This window comes from Epilithonimonas mollis, assembly GCF_900142325.1.
Lineage (GTDB): Bacteria > Bacteroidota > Bacteroidia > Flavobacteriales > Weeksellaceae > Epilithonimonas > Epilithonimonas mollis.
In genome coordinates, this window is record NZ_FRAM01000005.1 from 49,505 (window position 1) to 65,962 (window position 16,458).

Consider the following 16,458-nt stretch of genomic DNA (forward strand, 5'->3'; position numbering starts at 1 on the left):
AATTTTTTAAAACAAAAATGAACTTACAACCTACAGACATTATCATTAGACAAGCGAACGGATCAGAGAGCCTTTGGGTTTCTCAGCGTTTAGTTACATCTACTTGTGATATTGATGAGAATTATCTGAAAGTTGCGAGAATTCGCTACAAAGACACCGTAAGGAAATGTGACCTTGCTAAAGCTAAAGATTTCATGCCGGATTCCGGAAAGTCTTGGAGGTTTGCAAAACAATATGGGCAGTTTTACTATTGTATTTCCAATGTTCCTAACAAAGCGCCTAAAAACTACCGTAATTATTTCGGAGATCAGGAGGTTCTTTTGGACCAATATAAAAAAGTTTGCAAATCGAAAGAAGCTGGGAGTCTTGAATTAAGATTTAAAGCTCATTTAAAGCGAGTTTCAAAACAATACTGGGAATTTTACACTGATGTTAATGAGATTCAAAGGCTTTCACTTTCTAAAGCCTGTGCAGTTCTTGATTTCATTCTGGACGAAAAAGAAAATTATCCAGGAACAGCGAATAAAATTTACAAAGATCTGAGCCCTATTCTGTCAGATTTGGATTTACAGTATATTCCACACAATTACTTAAAGTTAAAAGAGAAAATTACAATTCTCGAAACTACAGATAAAAGCATTGTTGATATTATTCACCTTCCTAGAGTTGGGAATAATTATGCAGAAATTTACAATGATGCAGAGGTGTTCAGTTGGGTTATGCAGTTGCGTTCAATGCCTCAGAATTATTCTAACGAGCATATCATTAGAAAAGTTTCTGAAATGTGCGAAATGACCACGAAAAGACAACCGTCTCGCAGATGGTATGGTCAGAATATTTTTGAACTTCCAAAAACCAAATTTTTAACCGGTGAAAAGCGTTTCGGGTCCAGCAGTAGCAAATCGCACATCCATAAATCCTACATACCAACGCAAAATGCACTTTTCGCAGGAGATTGTTGGGAAATGGATGCAACGCGTGTCAATTTCATTGCACACGAAGCTGATGACAACAAAGAAAGATTTCTTTTTGTGGTTGCCGTCCGTGATGTTCATTCCGGTGATGTTTTAGGTTATTCTTTTGACTATTCTGAAAATCACGTGGTGTATTTGGAAGCGATGAAAATGGCGGTTCAAAATGCAGGTTATCTGCCTTATGAATGGATAACAGATAGGTTCCCTGGTCATAACACACCTAATATGCTGGATTTCTTTGAAAGAATGGAAAATCAAGGTGTTCAAGTTACTTTTTCATCTAATGCTAATGAAAAGGCAGGAATTGAAAGATGGTTTAGAACGCTTCAGTCGGTTTTCTTTATGGATTCTAAGTATTTCTATGGTGAGGGAATTAAATCACGTGCTGACTATGCGCACCGCGCACCGGAATATCTGAAAAGAATCAAAAAAGAAGCTAAAAAAACTGGCTGGGATATGCAACAGAATATTGATGAAGCTTCTGTACATATTGAAAAATATAGAAATACAAGATTCTCACATTATTCCAGAAAACACTCCAACGTGCATTTGTCTCCAAGTCAGATTCACGAAATCAGCGAAAAACCGCACGTCAATTATGTATCGCTTTCGACTATTTCTATGCTTTTCGGACAAAGAAAAGCAATCACCATCAAACACGATGGACAGATATCTACAGAAATTGTAAAAGTTCAGTTTGACTATATGATCAGCCCGGCGAACTACGACATCATTTCCAACTATTTCGGAAAACAAGTCGTAATGACTTATGATCTGAATGATTTGTCTCACGTATTCCTTTGGGAGAAGCAAGGTAAACTGTTGAAATCGCTATGTGATGCTGATCTGTTTGAGCGTCCGCAATTGAAAGGTCCAAATAAGGAATTCGGAAAGCTAGCCATAGCAAAAGAGCGAGCGAAAGCCATTGCAGAAATGAAAGAAACTGAATTGGCAGAAATGATTGGTGAGGAAGCCGGAATGATGGGAATTTACACCGAAAAATCAAAAGCAACCGCTTTCGAAGATCAATACAACGATGAGTATAAAATGCCACTCAAAAAAGCATCCGGCGACGGGATTTCGTCCGACGATGTTTCAGATGCTTTTTTCAATAATATTTCTAACCAATACTAATGAACTGATATGACAAACTTACAAAAAACAACCATTGTACAGCTGATACATACGGAAAAAAATAGGCTTGGTAGCTACGGACAAGTAGCTACAAAGGCCGAAGTTTCTACAGCTACAATTTCCCACATGCAACAAGGTAAATGGGATTTGATAAAAGATGAAATGTGGCTGAAAGTTGCACGTGCTACAGGCTACGATGATAGTGAATGGCAAATTGCTGAGACTATCAACTATAAAAGTGTTACAAAGATTTGTAACGATGCAAAAAAGTACAACTTGTTTATGATCATCAGCGACAAAGCTGGGATTGGCAAAACTGCACCACTAAAATCCTACTCTCAAATCAATGGTGAAAATGGTGTTTTCTATATCCGTTGTCGTGAATGGGCTAAAAGAGAATTTTTAACAGAATTATGCACCACTCTAGGGATTGACATAGGCAAATCTTACCTGCATATTGACAAATTAGGGATGAAAGTAGTTGAATTTTTCAACAAAAGAAGTTCTGCAAAACCTCAATTGATAGTTGATGAAGCTGATAAATTGAAAGATTCCGCTTTGCGTTGGTTTATCCATTTGTTTAATGAGTGTGAAGATCAAATGAGTTTGATACTTGCCGGAACTCCACACCTGGAACAAAGAATCAAACGAGGTGTGAAACTTAAAAAATTAGGTTTTGACGAATTAGACAGTCGTTTCGGACGTGCTTTTATCACTTTAATAGGTGCAACATTGGATTGCACAAAGAAAATCTGCATTGCAAACGGAATCACGGATAACCAACTTATCAAAACAATTTTTAAGGACTTAAAACCAACCTTTAAAGAAATCGAGATTTCAAAAAATGAAGTGACTAATGTAAAAGTGGTTGATGATCTCAGAAGGCTTAAAAGAGTTGTTATACGTGAAAAAATCAAATTATCATAATATGAAAAACCTAGTTATTACAGCAGAATTAGAGAAAAAAGGTAAGCACGGTACTCCTTCCGATAAAGCTTTATTCTGGTTTTGGAAAGATGAAATCGGAAATATCGGATTTCTCCGTGCAATCACAGAAATGGAGGCTTTAGATAGACTGAGGGATTGTTTTCCGGAAGCTGGTCGAATTACTTGGATTACATCATCAAATTATCTTGAATCAATATTTATAGAAGCTTAATGACCAAACAAGATATCTACACAGAAATCGAAGTCATCAATTGGCAATTGAGTTTTGCAAAAATCCAACAATTATCAAGTTGAGACAGGACAGATTAAAAGAATTAGAACGAAAATTAATACAACTCAATGAAAAAACAACCTAAAAATGTAGGTATCAATCCAATTGGAACCGATGCAAAAAACAAAGCTCGTCAAGACGCTTTCGATGTTCTTGCAATCGCTAAAAAGCAAAACAGACCAGTGATATTTTTAAGAAAAAACCAATAAATAATTATAGTATGACGACAATTGACATTAATGCACTTAGTCCGGAACAAATTCAAAATCTTTTGAAACAGGCATCTCCGGAAGTTCTTAAAGCAAGTCTTTCTGAAAAAGAAAATGAAACTGCAGAAAACAGAAAAGCTTACAAGCAATCAGTTAATGAAGCCGTTCCGGTTGTAATTAACACTTTAAAAACTATCTCTTTGGCTTTGCAGAATGGTAAAGTAGATGTTTTCCAAACCCTGAAAATATTACTTGATTTGAAAGCAGATGCTTATGATGTAAAACAGGGGCAACAATCTCATACATTCTCTGATGAAAATGGCAATTCCGTTGTTTTCGGTTTCAGAGTTAATGACGGATGGGATGATACTGTAAATGCTGGTGTTGACAAAATCAAAGAAGTTATCTCCAGCCTTTCGCACGACGAGAACTCAGCGAAATTGGTTTCTGCCATTGATAAACTTTTGAAAAAAGATGCCAAAGGTAATCTGAAAGCTTCACGAGTTCTGGAACTGAGACAGCTTGCAAAAGATTTTAATGATACCAAATTTACAGATGCTGTAGAGATCATTTCGGCCGCTTACAAGCCAGTCCGTTCCGCTTTCTTTATCGAAGGTTACACAACGGATCCACAGGGCAAAAAACAAAGCATTCCGCTCTCCATAACTTCTGTTGATTTCCCTGCAGGGACTGATATTTCAGAACTTTTCCCGATTGAGCCTGTAGAAGTTGTTGAATCTGAAAAATCTGAAGCGTAATGATTTACCTATTTGTAGCAGCGGTAGGAATTGCAGGATTTTTCATCGGAGTCATTGTAGGAGCATTATTAACGGATACAGTTGGAAACACTGATTTATCAGGACCACGAGACGATTACGATTAATCAAATTTTTCAACCATTCCCAAACGGTTCTTGAGCGGTTCGATTCCGCTCCTGGGAGCAATAGCGGTAGCCGAAAAGCTTTTAGAGTAGGCGCAATAAATAATAGTAATAATTATGTCAGTATTAGAAGTAATTCAAGAAAAGCTGAACGCTTTAGAAGAACAAAGAAAAGCAGTTCTTGCGGAAATTCAATCTGAATTCCCAGCGATGTTGAAAGAATTGTTTAACAAATCCGAAAAAATAACAAGCATCGGATGGAATCAGTATACACCATATTTTAATGATGGTGACGAGTGTATTTTCAGTGCAAATTTTGATTATCTAATTATAAACAAAACATCTGAAGAAGATATTGATCCTGAAGAGAATTTCTATGACGAAGAAATTTGGACTTCCGGCTACACTGCTAATCCCAATTATATCAAATCAGAGGGTGACTTAATTATAGAGTTCAAGCAACTTTTAAATTCTATTCCAGAAGAATTTTTCAAAGAATTATTTGGAGATCACGTCACTGTTATAGTTGAAAGTGATGGAAATATAACAACAGAAGACTATTCACACTACTAGATGGCAGCACCTCACATTCACGCCATTTCATCAGCGAAAAAATATGGTGGAAAGATGGATGACTATTTAGCGATACACGCTAAAATGGATTGTAGTAAGGCTTATTTTCCAGACAATAGACATAGGGTTTTAACACACAATATGTTCTGGGTTAAAGAAGTAATGATTCCAATTTTTGGAGAAACTTTAGAAAACTCAGATGGAAAATTAATAAGTGTGAAAGATGTTTGCGAACAACATATTTTGGAAGATTTCAGACAAAAATTCATACCAACACCACAAGACTATATTGAAAATATGGAGTTTAAAGAATGGATGCAAAACGGACGATCAATACCTAATTCTGCTAAACTTTTATATAAAAGTAAAATCCCTTACAAGGATTCTATAGAAAATTAATCCCAAACGGTTCTTGAGCGGTTCGATTCCGCTCCTGGGAACAAATAAAAATTCTAATGAAAAAATTTAGAAAAAGAGTGAGAATTCAAAATGCTACTGCTTTTAAGTTGGAGTATTTCGAAGGAAAAGCAGATTTGAAAGAAAAGGAATTTAAAACTTACAAATCTATGGAGCAGTTTCACAGCAGGCAGACAAAATTTATGTATTTGGCACTGCATCGATACGCTTTTGTAGATGGTAAATGGCACAGATTCATAAAAGTTACTGATCCTTTTATTTTTCAAGCAGAATTGGATTCGATCAGCAAACAATTAAATGAAAACTTTGAAGTTGAAAATCTTCAAAGTTTTAAAAGTGAGGAAAATCAACTTCAAATAATAATAGAAAATGACAATTGACGACAAAATCAGGGACCGAATTGCCAAAGTTCAAGCGTTGGTTACTCGTGGTGTAGATGGCGAACAAATCGCCGCCAAAACTCAGCTTGATAGACTGCTAAAAAAGTACAATATCAATCCTGCAGAAGTGAACGAAATCACTAAGAAACAATACTTTTTTAAGTATGCAACGGAATTAGACAAGCAATTGTTTCTCCAGCTGATGCATTATTTCTTTAAAGATCATCAGATTCAGTTCTATCTGCACACCGGTGGCAAAAAAGAGATATCTGCAAGATTGGAATATTTGGATTACATCACAATCTCTTGTTCTTACGAATACTTCAAAAGGCACATGTCACAGGAATGGAAAAAATTTTCTGCAGACAGTTTGAAAAAGAAGCGAAAAGCCAAAACAAAAAACGCTTTAAGAGCCGATTTGCAAGGCATATTTTATTCAAAATATATAGAAGCCAGCAGAATCTATCATCCCGAACAAATGAAGAAAAAAACAGTGTCTGAAATGACCAAAACAGAACTCGAGAACTACCATAGATTGCAAGAAGTTCAAGGCGGTCAGTATCATTCACAAGTGGAGAAAGAAACGTTAAAAATTGGATAAAATGAAAAAATCAGAAGTGAAAGCAATTATTTCAAGTGCTGCAAAAGCTCACGCAGAAGATATTCTCGGAGAAGAGCAATTTAAAAAAAACAAATCTGCTCGGGAATCCATTATGAAAGATTTTGAAAGTGGTGCTAGTTGGATGTATCATTTTAATTTGGATAAAACCAGAAGATAAAATACAACAAAATCCCAAACGGTTCTTGAGCGGTTCGATTCCGCTCTTGGGAGCAATTAAAATTTAAAATGTTAGAAATATTAAAAATGTTCGCACTTGTAGTGCTACAAAATGCAAGCTTCACACTGGTAAGCCGTGCAAGAAATAGTAATTCATTGCCTTTTCACGCCATCGCAAGTGTTATGTCTAACGGGATTTGGCTTCTGGTCATTAAAAACGTGGTTCAAAATTTTGATAAACCTCTGATGATGGGAGTCTATCTCGTAGGTTCTGTGATTGGAAGTCTTGCAATGCATCATATTTCTATGAAATATTTTGAGAAAAAATAATGACTGATGAAGAATTCTTACTAATCCTTAAAAAAGCGTTTAAACGTCATTTAAACGCTGATAAAAGTTGTTCGCCATCACTGCAGCAACTATTGGAATTAGTAGAAATTTTTCGCCAGGAAGTAATTGAGGATTACAAATTAAAAAAACAAATTAACGATGACATCAGATCAACAGAAACAGCAACTCTTGACGAAATTTAGTCCTTTGGCACTAGAAGAAATCTGCTGGAGTAAAAGCAAAGCAAGAACCGGCAAACTGGATGAACTGTATCCGGAAGAAATGGCAGCGGTTTACCTTATGTTTTTTCCTGCTCCAAAATCTGCTACTCAGCTATATCAAGAACAACAAATTTTGCAATTTCTGAAAAGTCAGAGATCAATTATCTTAAAAGATGCTCAATATATTGGGTTGTATGATCCTCAGAACTGGACACCTTTCAACAAATTTATGTTGGAACTGTCGCCACTGAAAAAGCCACTAAATAATTATCAATTTGATGAATTTGATGCACTGAAAAGACAATTCAAGTCACTAAGAAGCAAATATGATCAGCGTGCGCAAGTGCCAGGAACTAAAGAATGGCACCACAAACACAAATTACCGATGCCGTCAAAAAATTAAAAGGCTCATAGCCATATAGACCACGAGCGCTTTGTTTTTCACAATTACAAATATACTCAATTTTCTGTATGGCTTTTACAAAAACTAATTACTACAAAAGAATTATTAAAATTCAGGAGATCACACAGATGCAAAGACATCAGTTTGGTCTAACATATAAGGAGATCTTTCACTTATTTATTGAAGAGCAATTCAATATATCGAAACGTACTTACACGACTTATCTAGGTGTTCCGGCTGTTAGAGAGCTTAAAAAGTTACAGAAAATTGAGAATGAAAATAATCAATTAACCTTTAATTTTTAAAATATGGACAAAGTAACAGCGCTGAGAATCTCACTACTACACCCTAGTGTTAGAGCGGAAATGGCAAAAATTATTAACGAGTGCAACAAACGTCTTACAGGACGTTCACAAGTAAGAATCTCGCAAGGCTTGAGAACCGATGCTGAGCAAACTGCACTTTACAGCATTGGTAGAACTACTGCAGGAAGAAAAGTGACAAATGCAAAAGCCGGACAAAGTATTCATAACTATGGTTTTGCCGTGGATATCGTTTTGATTATCGACGGAAAAACAGCAAGTTGGGACACAAAAGCCGATTGGGATGCCGACGGAATTGCAGACTGGACAGAGTGTGTGCAGGTTTTCAAACAAAATGGCTGGACCTGGGGCGGTGATTGGACAACGTTTAAGGATATGCCACACTTTGAGAAGAAAGGCCTAACCTGGCGTTTGCTCTCAACCAAAAAACGTGATAAAGAAAATTACGTGATTTTATAGAATAACCTAATAGCCATCAATATTGATGGCTATTTTTAAATATTATCAAATGAAAATAACAATTAAAATTGATCCGGAATCTCTGTTCTTGGTACAATCTATTTTAGTTCTAAAACGAAGCATTTTCGCACGTACCTTGGAAGAGAAAGTCAATCAATCTATGACTTTAGAACTCTTTGAAATGGTAACTAAGAAGTGTTTTGCTTATTCTTTATCGAGAAATGGGAAGAACATTTCATTTCAATTAAAATTCCATTTAGCTAAGTTGCTTTTTGATTTGATAACTAATCAAAACAAAACAGCTTTTGGACATTATGAGCAAAACAAATTAGAGATTCTTAAGAATGATTTACACCAAAAATTAGTTTAATGAAAGTACACCGATTGAAATTACAACAGCCCTATTTTGAGGATGTTTTCTACAACAGAAAAGAATTCGAAGTAAGAAAAAACGATAGAGATTATCAAGTTGGAGATCGTTTAGTTTTATTTGAAGATCCAACCGAAAACACATTGCATAAATATGTAATGAAAGATATAAAATATATCCTGGAAGGTGGACAGTTTGGTATTGAGCCAGGTTATGTTGTATTAGGATTAAAAGAAATTCCAAACGCTGGAAATCTCATAGATGCAATTAATGAGATGAGATTACAGGAAAACATCAATATTACGGAAAACCGCAAAATAATAACGAAAAACAATAATAATTTTACACTATGAAAGATTTTAAACTCAATGCTCAGGATCATATCATTGACGATATTCTATCACATTTGAAAAACGGCACAATTGGACAAGGAATTGCCCGAAAATACAACTATGAAAGAAAGGGCAACAATCTTTACTTTACATTGAAGCCAGGAGAAGAAATTGACCCGTCTGATATTTTTTGGTTTGGGTATCTTACAAATTCTTAAATTAGCAATATGATACGTTTCATAAATATTGGTGATCAGATCGATGACAAGAATAGATTTGCATTCTATGATACTATCGTAGATAAGTTTTGTGAGTTTAGCGGTTCTCAGTCCTGGGACAATATTACCGATTTTGAAAAAGATTATATAGGTGATGATATTGATAGATATAGGCGTTTAATTCATCATAATTGGAGGATTGTTGTCTCTGATTATGAATCCAAATTTAGAAACTCTGATGCTCATCTCGCACACGATACTTTCTTAAATACTCTAAAATAGCATCATTGTATAACCATAATCAAAGAATTCAGTTCATCAATAAAATATTTTGAAGATTCTGAAAGAAAGAGATTTTTATTATTTCAATATGATTATTACTATCCAGCTGGTGGTTTATCGGATTGTTTAGATTTTGATAAATTAGATGATGTTGTAAAAGAAATTAATAAAAAGTATGGTTTAAATTATGACAAAGTCAGCGTTTTTGATTGTGTTGAAAAAAAAGAAGTAGATATGACAGAATACGGTGTAGAATATTAGAAAATGGACTACAAAGCATTAGTAGAAGAATTGCAGGCTGAAAAATTAGAACAAACAGATGATGCTAAAGTATTTAAGGTTGTTTTAAGATATAAGAAGTTACTAATGGATTTTGGAGACCCATTCGACTGGAGAAAGTTTGAATTTCGAAATCCAAATCATCAAAACGATATCATAGAACTAACAATAAAGTTGATTGACTTTTTAAACGATCACTTCGAATTTTTAAAACCATTAAAATGAAAACAACATTACTTTTTATATTAATATCAGCCCTTTCTTTTGGGCAAATTTCGCCTTATTATGGTGAACAGGAAGTTTATGCTTCACAATATCAATATAGGCAAATGACTTATTATGATCTTGCTGCAGTAGAATCAAATCTGCACTTCATATTGCATAATAATCTCAAGCTTAACCAAGTTGATAGTAAAGAAAATTTGAAAGATGATGTTTCGTCCGGAACAATTACAACAACATACTCAACCAGCGTTGGCAGGGATGTTTACAGAATGCAAATAAAATATGATGTTGCATTGTTCGAAGATCAGCACATTGTAAAATCAATGACCGTTTCCGGATCTCCTTATCTTGTGACAAAATTTTATTTGATGGCTTGGAGAACTAAGATTCAGGAAGGCGACCTGAAGAAAAATGAACTGGTTAAAAATTATTATTTGCAGGATGATATTTCTTATCAGTTCCATAACGGAAAGCCTGTTATTACTATTAAAAATAGACAGTTTCAGGGGTTGGGAGATTTCGCAGCGTTCCGAGAAGGTTCTAAGGCTTCTTACATCTCCAAATATGGAACTGCAGAACCTTTGCAAATTTCATCTGCAGATGAGCAAAAACAAAAAGAAGCCTCTTTCGAAGCTTCTAAAAAATTAAAGAAAAAGGAAGAATTAGACGCGTTTAAACAACGTTTAAATCAAAATTAAAGCATTGCTTTAAATCTATTTGCAGTTATTTCTAAATCCTCAATAGTGCCGGTTCGAATTTCGACCGGTTTTTTTGTGTAGCTGGCAGAATATACCAGGATAAATTCATCGGTCACTGTTTCTTCAGTTTGCTGATCTGTTGTCGCTGGCGTAAGCTTGCCAAATCTGCTTGTTTCCACGGTCTGCATAATTTCGTCTGTCAATTCTATAAAGTCAAGGAATTTCAAAGCTTCTGCAGTTGTAACATTTAGACTGCTCGTATCTCTCAATTGTTCATAACAACAGCGAATTGTTATGGTCGCCAAAGTTGGTTTTTGACGGTGGTCAAATGAGAAATTAACAAACAATGCTGGATATATCTGCAGTTCAAAATATTCCGAATTTACATCTTGTCCGGAATAGAGATCGATATATTGAACCGGCGAAAGTCCGGCGGTTCTATATTTGTCTTTGATATCTTCATTTTTAACGAAAACATCAATCAATTTTAAATATAATTCTCTCATGGGTTTTGATTTAGTATTTGATCAACTCTTAATCTTAGATGGCTTCTTGTACGGTTTTCAAGTTCTTTTGATTCTCCCATAAATTGACGTTTTGGGATTGTAAGATTCATTTTTCTTGTGTGAGCTTTTACCCTGGAGATATCTCCAGTATCAACTCTTCTTTTCAGTTTCTTTCCGGTTTTAGAGCTTACAGTCCTTACAGTTCTTTTTCTGTCATGGGCTTTTACTGTTGCGGTTTTTGAAATAGTTCCGCCCTCATTATGGATTTTTGCATAAGGAACATCAGAGCCAATGATAACGTATCCATCCCCGGAAGAAATCTTCCGGATTGATCTTTTTAATCTCGCAGTTTTAACCAGGAGCGAACCCCGTGCTTTTCTTTTCCTGGGTGTCCAAGCTTCAGCGGTTTCATTGATCCAATTTTTCTTTACAAATCGTTCTTTCGAGAAATTAACAGCAATGGTTCCAAATTCAGAAACAATTTTATTTGTGAATGTAGGACCAAGCGCACGACGCATCCTGACAAAAACCTCATCTCTGATAACAAAGGTTTCCATTATGATAATTCGGCATTTCTCATTATACGCATCATTGCATCATTGAACCAGTCTTCAACTTCTTGTAATGTCATTCCGGCAGCAGAATTTTTGTTCATGTTGATTCCGCCTTTGTTAAGCGAATCAATTTTGATAGTGATGTTTTTTACTTGCTTAGCATCGCCAGTAACCTTGTTTACATCATCTTTCAACTTCTTTTTACCCTCGCCTGGATTATCATTAAATTTCCCACCTGTAGTTCCATATAAACTTTCTGGGTCAATTGCTTTAATGGCGTTTTTTTCAGCGTCTCTTGCTTCAAGTCTTGCTTTAGTTGCAGGAAGTACAGCATTACCATTGTACATTACCAATTTTCCGGCTTCTACAGCTCTGTTGATTTTCTCATCATCTGTTATTAGGCCTTGTTTATCACGCCATCCACGCAACTGCCCTTGCATTTCCTTAGCGGTGTCACCTAAAGAGCCCGGTAAATGTGATAATAGCCCTAGTAATTGCTCAATAGGTTGAAGAATTACATCTAGTAAAACCATCCCTAATCTTTTTAAACCGCCAATAATACCTTCTGTTTGAAAAGCTTTTTTGATTGAATCCCAATGTTTATAGATTAAAACAAAAGCAGAAATAACACGCCCGATTGGTCCAAGAAATAGAAGTAGCGTAGCGCCCCATTTATCATACTTTACTATAGCTGCTGTTACCAATGCTATCAATGCCGAAATTGCTACTATTGTTAACCCAACAGGATTGGCTGCCAGTGCTAAATTCCAAAGCCAGGTAGCGGCAGTTAATGTTCCAAGAATTCCCACGAATGAACCGGCCACAGGAATGATAGTATCTATATTTTGAAATAACCATTGAAAAACTGGCGTCAATTTTTCTAAAGCTGTTGTGACATATGGCAGAACTCGTTCGCCCAACTTTATCATCGATGCTTTGATATTGTTCTGAATCAATCCCCATTGTTCGGTAGGTGTTAACGAGTCCATGTAAGCTTTGTTCAATGCGTTTTGAGCACCTGTGGTTTGAGCGGTCGCACTTTTGAGACCTTCGATATCTTGCATCAATGTTCCGAATCCTAAAGCTGTTGATTGATCAAATCCAAGTTTACTTAATTTTGATACTTTTTGCTCATTGGTCAATCCATCCATTTGCTTATTAAGATCTGTAACGATATCAATAAGAGGTCTTATCTTTCCTGCAGAATCAAAAATGTTGATTCCAATTGCTCGGAAGCCACTTGCATACTTTCCTGTTTTAGAATCAATCTTACCCATAGCTACATCAGCATTTGACAAGGTTCTGTAAATACCTTCTAAAGCTGTAGTAGATTGTTCGGCACTTAATTTTGTGGTCAATGATGCGTAGGCTCCAGCAGTAGATTCTAATTCATATCCGATACTTCTGGCCAAAGGCACAACTTTCGGTAAATATCTTGCGATGTCTTTAAATTCGGCATTACCAGCTTTTACAGTTTGAAATAATACATCATAAACACGATTGATATCTTTTCCGGAAGACATCATTACCGCAATACCTGCAGAAGCAACTGTTTCAATATCTGTAAATCCAGCTTTTGCTGCTCTTAATGTAGGTTCCAAAGCCTCCATGGATTGATTTACTGATAATCCGGCAGATATAATTCGGCTAAATGCTTTTGGTATTTCTTCCAACGGTGCAACGTTCCTGGTTCCGACCTGAAGTAATTTATCCGATAAGCCTTGGAGTTCTTGTTTTCCCAGTTCTGCAGTTACGTTGATTTCGGCCATTTGTTTATGCCAATCGTTAGCCATGTTTGTGGCTTGGAATAGTCCACCCGCAACAGCGGTAATTCCAGCGAGAAATAAAGTACCCGGATTTTTTATTGCATCAATAGCGTTGTTTAATCCTGGCACTTTGTCAATTAAGCCTTGATATTTAGCCTTCATCTTATCGACTCCTTTAGCCCATTTGTTTTGTAGCTGCTCAAATTTATTATTGAACATTTTAGCGCTTAAATCAATAAGCATCAATAATTTGGATGTCATTGCCATTATGAAAATAATTTATATATTTGTAAAAGAAAATTGATGGTCATTAATATCTGCTCACTGACTCAAAGCAGAGAATACCGGGTTGCACCGCACCAATTTTTAAAAAGGTTTAGTTTTGGCTAAGCCTTTTTTATTTTATTTTGATTCCAAGACGTTCTTTAGCATCATCTCTTTTTAAGTTGTACCAGGTTTGAATTTCCAGACCTTCCATTTGATTATTCAAATGAACATTGACAATAACGGCACGGTCGCCATAGAATTTGATATAATGAGAATTGAATTTGCCTTTGTTCCGCTCATTTAACCAGACTTCATCCGGATTATTTAAGATATCTTCGATATGTGGAAAAAGTTGGTGCCTTTGTTCCTCTTTAGTAAGGTAATGACCTTTTGTATGAGTGTCAAATGTCTTTTCCGGAAGAATCATTTTTCTACCTAAATAGTCCGAAAATCCCATATAGGTCTTATCTTTTACAGCTTTGAAAAGCTCTTTAACATTATCTCCAGTAATTGATTTGTCAATCTTTATAGGTTTGAGTCCTTTTTTCAAATCATCAAATTTTTCAAGACCATATTTATCATAGGTCATTTTGTTGATTTTTTCGTCCAGCCCTTTATTTGTGCTATAAAATTGCTTATCAGTGAAAACTTGTTTCAAATCACCTCGATTGATCTCGAATTGCGAACTTTTATATTTTGGGTCTCGTGAATGGATAAGTTCCTGACCTCGTAGTCCGGTTGTTACTTTTCCTTTTGTGCTTCCTAAATATTGCAACATTTCACAACGGCATCCATAACCATTCGGTGGCCAAAGCTTCATAGCTTCCTTATCATCTAGTGAAAATATTTTCCCGTCCAGGATCTGATGTGATTCTCTTACCTTATCATCTCCTACAGTTTGATATTCTACAAAGGATGTTACAGAATCCTTTTCTGCCATAAATTGAACATACTGAGCCGACGTCTGACCAACTGCTACAGATAAGTTATATTCAGCTTGTAGCCATTGTGTATTAAAATCCTTTGTGATTTTTTCAGCTTCACTTTTAAAGCTTGCAAAATCTCGAAGTTCTTTTTTATCATAATCAATCAAAAGTTCTTTCATCGCAGCCAATCGGCTTTCGGTTTTACTTGCTGAGAATTCGAATAGATTATATTCCATCATCTGCAGTGCAAGATGATCAGGACCAACATAGGGATTGAATGTTTTGAAATTACCTCTAAGAGCTCCCAGTAATGTGTTGGCTTCCTCAGATATTAAATCGCCCTCAATTCCTAAAGTGTCCTCGCCGTCAAAAATATATTTAGCCAGGTCTTCAGAAAATTGATTTATTTTATCTTGTGAAGGTTTCCCAACCGCTTGAACATGATTTCCACAAGTACAGGTAAATTCGTATCGAGGTCTATTTTCTGGTAAATATGAAGCTGCTACGTTAATGGCTGGTTGCTCAATTTTTTTTTTGCCTTCAATTGGAATATTGAAGGTTTTAGAAATCCAATCTTGTTCAACTTCGAATCCGGAAGTTAGAAGCCCCTCTGTGATATCCCAAAGCTGTGTTAAATTTATCTCTTGTTCAGCCGTTTTAAATTCGAAAAAATCATCATCTCCAATATTATAGCCCTGTAATTTCAAAAGCGGAAATAGTTGATCGTTGATTACGAATTGAATCAATCGTTTATCAGCTTGAGAAATTCTATTATCCAATGATCTTTCGTGAACTTCTGTTTGTGCTCGATTGCTACCTTGATCGCTGAGCATTGTAGAGCCAACTAACATTTTGCTTATTTCATCATCGTTGGACTTCCGGAATTGCATGTAAACATTATAGGCATCGGTTCTGTTAGCTTCTTGAAATTTGATATCGGTACCTGGAGGAAATGTTCCAACTGATGCCTCGCCGAGACTTAATAACATTTCGTGGACGTTATCAATTACAGAAGCATCAGCGGAATTAGTAGTAGCAGTAATTAGTGGCATTCCGAACTTCTCGCAGAATTCCGCCCACGCCTGCATAACGTTTCGTTTCCAGATTAGATTTGGAATGATATTATTAATAATTCCTAGATCTGCATTTTCTCCCATCTGAATTAACCAGGGCGCAAATGCTTCATCCCAATAATTGATAAAGTCCGGCTTAGTAACGTCGGGAAAAATCTTACCACGAGTCGGAACCACGTTTCGGCGTGGAATTGGATTGATTTCAATCTTCTCATTATTGAATCCAAGAAATTCAATTACTGCTGGGCCGCGCAATATGACATCAAGGGCATTGTCTAATAATTTATAGAACCATTGTTGCTGAAAAATAAAATTTAAATCCTCGTTTTCAACACCGGTCTTACGATTGATAACTCTGTAATCGGTGTTTAATGTAGAAAGCTTTCTCATCTGTACCTGTGATTGCAGATGTCCGTCAGTCATCAGATCATCGATCAAATCGTGATAAGCGTTGAATTTCGGTTCTTCAATGTTTTTTGTCATCTGAAGAGCGCTTCTCCATTTATCAATATCCTTTCGGGAACTGTCTTTGAAAGTCTCGACAATTTTTATAATTGCAGGATTTTTTTTGCCTTGAGATTTTGAAGATTCTACTTTTGCAGAAACGCCTTGTTTTTTAACTGAAAAATTAAATCCTAGTATTTGCATTAATATTTATTTTG

The 16,458-nt window shown here is 35.7% G+C and carries 25 protein-coding genes; 21 read left to right on the top strand and 4 right to left on the bottom strand.

What is annotated here, in order from left to right; all coding sequences use genetic code 11:
* Positions 1–17: 17 nt before the first annotated feature.
* The 21 genes from BUA97_RS15985 to BUA97_RS16075 all read left to right on the top strand — a co-directional run bounded on the left by BUA97_RS15985 (position 18) and on the right by BUA97_RS16075 (position 10,704).
* Positions 18–2,108 (top strand): Mu transposase C-terminal domain-containing protein, encoded by a 2,091-nt coding sequence (locus tag BUA97_RS15985; RefSeq protein ID WP_175546217.1) that lies wholly within the window; start codon positions 18–20, stop codon positions 2,106–2,108.
* A 9-nt stretch (positions 2,109–2,117) separates the two neighbouring features.
* Positions 2,118–3,035 carry an AAA family ATPase gene (locus BUA97_RS15990; protein WP_073000223.1) on the top strand — a complete coding sequence of 306 codons (918 nt, stop codon included), beginning with the start codon at positions 2,118–2,120 and terminating at the stop codon, positions 3,033–3,035.
* Position 3,036: 1 nt separating this feature from the next.
* Complete coding sequence (locus BUA97_RS15995; protein ID WP_073000225.1) at positions 3,037–3,267, top strand: hypothetical protein; 231 nt, start codon at positions 3,037–3,039, stop codon at positions 3,265–3,267.
* A 128-nt stretch (positions 3,268–3,395) separates the two neighbouring features.
* A complete protein-coding gene (locus tag BUA97_RS17200; protein WP_175546218.1) occupies positions 3,396–3,536 on the top strand; it encodes a hypothetical protein in 141 nt (46 codons plus the stop codon).
* Between the two features lie 11 nt (positions 3,537–3,547).
* A complete protein-coding gene (locus BUA97_RS16000) occupies positions 3,548–4,294 on the top strand; it encodes a DUF3164 family protein (protein ID WP_073000227.1) in 747 nt (248 codons plus the stop codon).
* Entirely contained in the window at positions 4,294–4,419 is a 126-nt protein-coding gene (locus BUA97_RS17410) for a hypothetical protein (RefSeq protein WP_262494354.1), read from the top strand. The genes BUA97_RS16000 and BUA97_RS17410 overlap by 1 nt, the downstream gene beginning before the upstream one ends.
* A 114-nt stretch (positions 4,420–4,533) precedes the next feature.
* Complete coding sequence (locus BUA97_RS16005; protein ID WP_073000229.1) at positions 4,534–4,989, top strand: hypothetical protein; 456 nt, start codon at positions 4,534–4,536, stop codon at positions 4,987–4,989.
* Positions 4,990–5,388 carry a DUF6915 family protein gene (locus BUA97_RS16010; RefSeq protein ID WP_073000232.1) on the top strand — a complete coding sequence of 133 codons (399 nt, stop codon included), beginning with the start codon at positions 4,990–4,992 and terminating at the stop codon, positions 5,386–5,388.
* Between the two features lie 56 nt (positions 5,389–5,444).
* The gene (locus BUA97_RS16015; RefSeq protein ID WP_073000234.1) at positions 5,445–5,786 is read left to right on the top strand and encodes a hypothetical protein; all 342 of its coding nucleotides are present in this window, start codon (positions 5,445–5,447) and stop codon (positions 5,784–5,786) included.
* On the top strand, positions 5,776–6,387 hold the full coding sequence (locus tag BUA97_RS16020) for a hypothetical protein (protein WP_084081374.1): 612 nt from the start codon (positions 5,776–5,778) through the stop codon (positions 6,385–6,387). Before BUA97_RS16015 ends, BUA97_RS16020 begins: the two co-directional genes overlap by 11 nt.
* A 1-nt stretch (position 6,388) precedes the next feature.
* Positions 6,389–6,565, top strand: a complete 177-nt coding sequence (locus BUA97_RS17205; RefSeq protein ID WP_175546219.1) for a hypothetical protein — start codon at positions 6,389–6,391, stop codon at positions 6,563–6,565.
* Positions 6,566–6,633: 68 nt separating this feature from the next.
* Entirely contained in the window at positions 6,634–6,894 is a 261-nt protein-coding gene (locus BUA97_RS16025) for a DUF1145 domain-containing protein (protein WP_073000236.1), read from the top strand.
* A complete protein-coding gene (locus BUA97_RS16030) occupies positions 6,894–7,097 on the top strand; it encodes a hypothetical protein (protein ID WP_073000238.1) in 204 nt (67 codons plus the stop codon). Before BUA97_RS16025 ends, BUA97_RS16030 begins: the two co-directional genes overlap by 1 nt.
* The gene (locus BUA97_RS16035; RefSeq protein WP_139258367.1) at positions 7,054–7,518 is read left to right on the top strand and encodes a hypothetical protein; all 465 of its coding nucleotides are present in this window, start codon (positions 7,054–7,056) and stop codon (positions 7,516–7,518) included. The genes BUA97_RS16030 and BUA97_RS16035 overlap by 44 nt, the downstream gene beginning before the upstream one ends.
* Before the next feature lie 308 nt (positions 7,519–7,826).
* Positions 7,827–8,300: a M15 family metallopeptidase gene (locus tag BUA97_RS16045; protein ID WP_073000244.1), complete on the top strand. Its 474-nt coding sequence runs from the start codon at positions 7,827–7,829 to the stop codon at positions 8,298–8,300.
* A gap of 49 nt (positions 8,301–8,349) precedes the next feature.
* Entirely contained in the window at positions 8,350–8,670 is a 321-nt protein-coding gene (locus tag BUA97_RS16050; protein WP_139258369.1) for a hypothetical protein, read from the top strand.
* Entirely contained in the window at positions 8,670–9,023 is a 354-nt protein-coding gene (locus BUA97_RS16055) for a DUF3850 domain-containing protein (protein ID WP_073000248.1), read from the top strand. The genes BUA97_RS16050 and BUA97_RS16055 overlap by 1 nt, the downstream gene beginning before the upstream one ends.
* Positions 9,020–9,220 (top strand): hypothetical protein, encoded by a 201-nt coding sequence (locus tag BUA97_RS16060; protein WP_073000250.1) that lies wholly within the window; start codon positions 9,020–9,022, stop codon positions 9,218–9,220. The genes BUA97_RS16055 and BUA97_RS16060 overlap by 4 nt, the downstream gene beginning before the upstream one ends.
* Positions 9,221–9,229: 9 nt before the next feature.
* Complete coding sequence (locus BUA97_RS16065) at positions 9,230–9,502, top strand: hypothetical protein (RefSeq protein ID WP_073000252.1); 273 nt, start codon at positions 9,230–9,232, stop codon at positions 9,500–9,502.
* Between the two features lie 264 nt (positions 9,503–9,766).
* Complete coding sequence (locus BUA97_RS16070; protein WP_073000254.1) at positions 9,767–10,006, top strand: hypothetical protein; 240 nt, start codon at positions 9,767–9,769, stop codon at positions 10,004–10,006.
* Complete coding sequence (locus BUA97_RS16075) at positions 10,003–10,704, top strand: hypothetical protein (RefSeq protein ID WP_073000257.1); 702 nt, start codon at positions 10,003–10,005, stop codon at positions 10,702–10,704. Before BUA97_RS16070 ends, BUA97_RS16075 begins: the two co-directional genes overlap by 4 nt.
* Here BUA97_RS16075 and BUA97_RS16080 read toward each other — a convergent pair.
* From BUA97_RS16080 to BUA97_RS16095, 4 genes are all read right to left on the bottom strand, one after another.
* Positions 10,701–11,210: a hypothetical protein gene (locus BUA97_RS16080; protein ID WP_073000259.1), complete on the bottom strand. Its 510-nt coding sequence runs from the start codon at positions 11,208–11,210 to the stop codon at positions 10,701–10,703. The two genes, BUA97_RS16075 and BUA97_RS16080, sit on opposite strands and share 4 nt — an antisense overlap.
* Positions 11,207–11,767, bottom strand: a complete 561-nt coding sequence (locus tag BUA97_RS16085) for a phage virion morphogenesis protein (protein WP_073000260.1) — start codon at positions 11,765–11,767, stop codon at positions 11,207–11,209. Before BUA97_RS16085 ends, BUA97_RS16080 begins: the two co-directional genes overlap by 4 nt.
* Entirely contained in the window at positions 11,767–13,797 is a 2,031-nt protein-coding gene (locus tag BUA97_RS16090) for a phage tail tape measure protein (RefSeq protein ID WP_073000262.1), read from the bottom strand. The genes BUA97_RS16085 and BUA97_RS16090 overlap by 1 nt, the downstream gene beginning before the upstream one ends.
* A 130-nt stretch (positions 13,798–13,927) precedes the next feature.
* Positions 13,928–16,444 (bottom strand): phage portal protein family protein, encoded by a 2,517-nt coding sequence (locus BUA97_RS16095; RefSeq protein ID WP_073000265.1) that lies wholly within the window; start codon positions 16,442–16,444, stop codon positions 13,928–13,930.
* Positions 16,445–16,458 lie beyond the last annotated feature (14 nt).

Coding starts and splice junctions, on each gene's coding strand:
- BUA97_RS15985 (WP_175546217.1), top strand. CDS start 18: ATGAACTTACAACCTACAGACATTATCATTAGACAAGCGAACGGATCA.
- BUA97_RS15990 (WP_073000223.1), top strand. CDS start 2,118: ATGACAAACTTACAAAAAACAACCATTGTACAGCTGATACATACGGAA.
- BUA97_RS15995 (WP_073000225.1), top strand. CDS start 3,037: ATGAAAAACCTAGTTATTACAGCAGAATTAGAGAAAAAAGGTAAGCAC.
- BUA97_RS17200 (WP_175546218.1), top strand. CDS start 3,396: ATGAAAAAACAACCTAAAAATGTAGGTATCAATCCAATTGGAACCGAT.
- BUA97_RS16000 (WP_073000227.1), top strand. CDS start 3,548: ATGACGACAATTGACATTAATGCACTTAGTCCGGAACAAATTCAAAAT.
- BUA97_RS17410 (WP_262494354.1), top strand. CDS start 4,294: ATGATTTACCTATTTGTAGCAGCGGTAGGAATTGCAGGATTTTTCATC.
- BUA97_RS16005 (WP_073000229.1), top strand. CDS start 4,534: ATGTCAGTATTAGAAGTAATTCAAGAAAAGCTGAACGCTTTAGAAGAA.
- BUA97_RS16010 (WP_073000232.1), top strand. CDS start 4,990: ATGGCAGCACCTCACATTCACGCCATTTCATCAGCGAAAAAATATGGT.
- BUA97_RS16015 (WP_073000234.1), top strand. CDS start 5,445: ATGAAAAAATTTAGAAAAAGAGTGAGAATTCAAAATGCTACTGCTTTT.
- BUA97_RS16020 (WP_084081374.1), top strand. CDS start 5,776: ATGACAATTGACGACAAAATCAGGGACCGAATTGCCAAAGTTCAAGCG.
- BUA97_RS17205 (WP_175546219.1), top strand. CDS start 6,389: ATGAAAAAATCAGAAGTGAAAGCAATTATTTCAAGTGCTGCAAAAGCT.
- BUA97_RS16025 (WP_073000236.1), top strand. CDS start 6,634: ATGTTAGAAATATTAAAAATGTTCGCACTTGTAGTGCTACAAAATGCA.
- BUA97_RS16030 (WP_073000238.1), top strand. CDS start 6,894: ATGACTGATGAAGAATTCTTACTAATCCTTAAAAAAGCGTTTAAACGT.
- BUA97_RS16035 (WP_139258367.1), top strand. CDS start 7,054: ATGACATCAGATCAACAGAAACAGCAACTCTTGACGAAATTTAGTCCT.
- BUA97_RS16045 (WP_073000244.1), top strand. CDS start 7,827: ATGGACAAAGTAACAGCGCTGAGAATCTCACTACTACACCCTAGTGTT.
- BUA97_RS16050 (WP_139258369.1), top strand. CDS start 8,350: ATGAAAATAACAATTAAAATTGATCCGGAATCTCTGTTCTTGGTACAA.
- BUA97_RS16055 (WP_073000248.1), top strand. CDS start 8,670: ATGAAAGTACACCGATTGAAATTACAACAGCCCTATTTTGAGGATGTT.
- BUA97_RS16060 (WP_073000250.1), top strand. CDS start 9,020: ATGAAAGATTTTAAACTCAATGCTCAGGATCATATCATTGACGATATT.
- BUA97_RS16065 (WP_073000252.1), top strand. CDS start 9,230: ATGATACGTTTCATAAATATTGGTGATCAGATCGATGACAAGAATAGA.
- BUA97_RS16070 (WP_073000254.1), top strand. CDS start 9,767: ATGGACTACAAAGCATTAGTAGAAGAATTGCAGGCTGAAAAATTAGAA.
- BUA97_RS16075 (WP_073000257.1), top strand. CDS start 10,003: ATGAAAACAACATTACTTTTTATATTAATATCAGCCCTTTCTTTTGGG.
- BUA97_RS16080 (WP_073000259.1), bottom strand. CDS start 11,210: ATGAGAGAATTATATTTAAAATTGATTGATGTTTTCGTTAAAAATGAA.
- BUA97_RS16085 (WP_073000260.1), bottom strand. CDS start 11,767: ATGGAAACCTTTGTTATCAGAGATGAGGTTTTTGTCAGGATGCGTCGT.
- BUA97_RS16090 (WP_073000262.1), bottom strand. CDS start 13,797: ATGGCAATGACATCCAAATTATTGATGCTTATTGATTTAAGCGCTAAA.
- BUA97_RS16095 (WP_073000265.1), bottom strand. CDS start 16,444: ATGCAAATACTAGGATTTAATTTTTCAGTTAAAAAACAAGGCGTTTCT.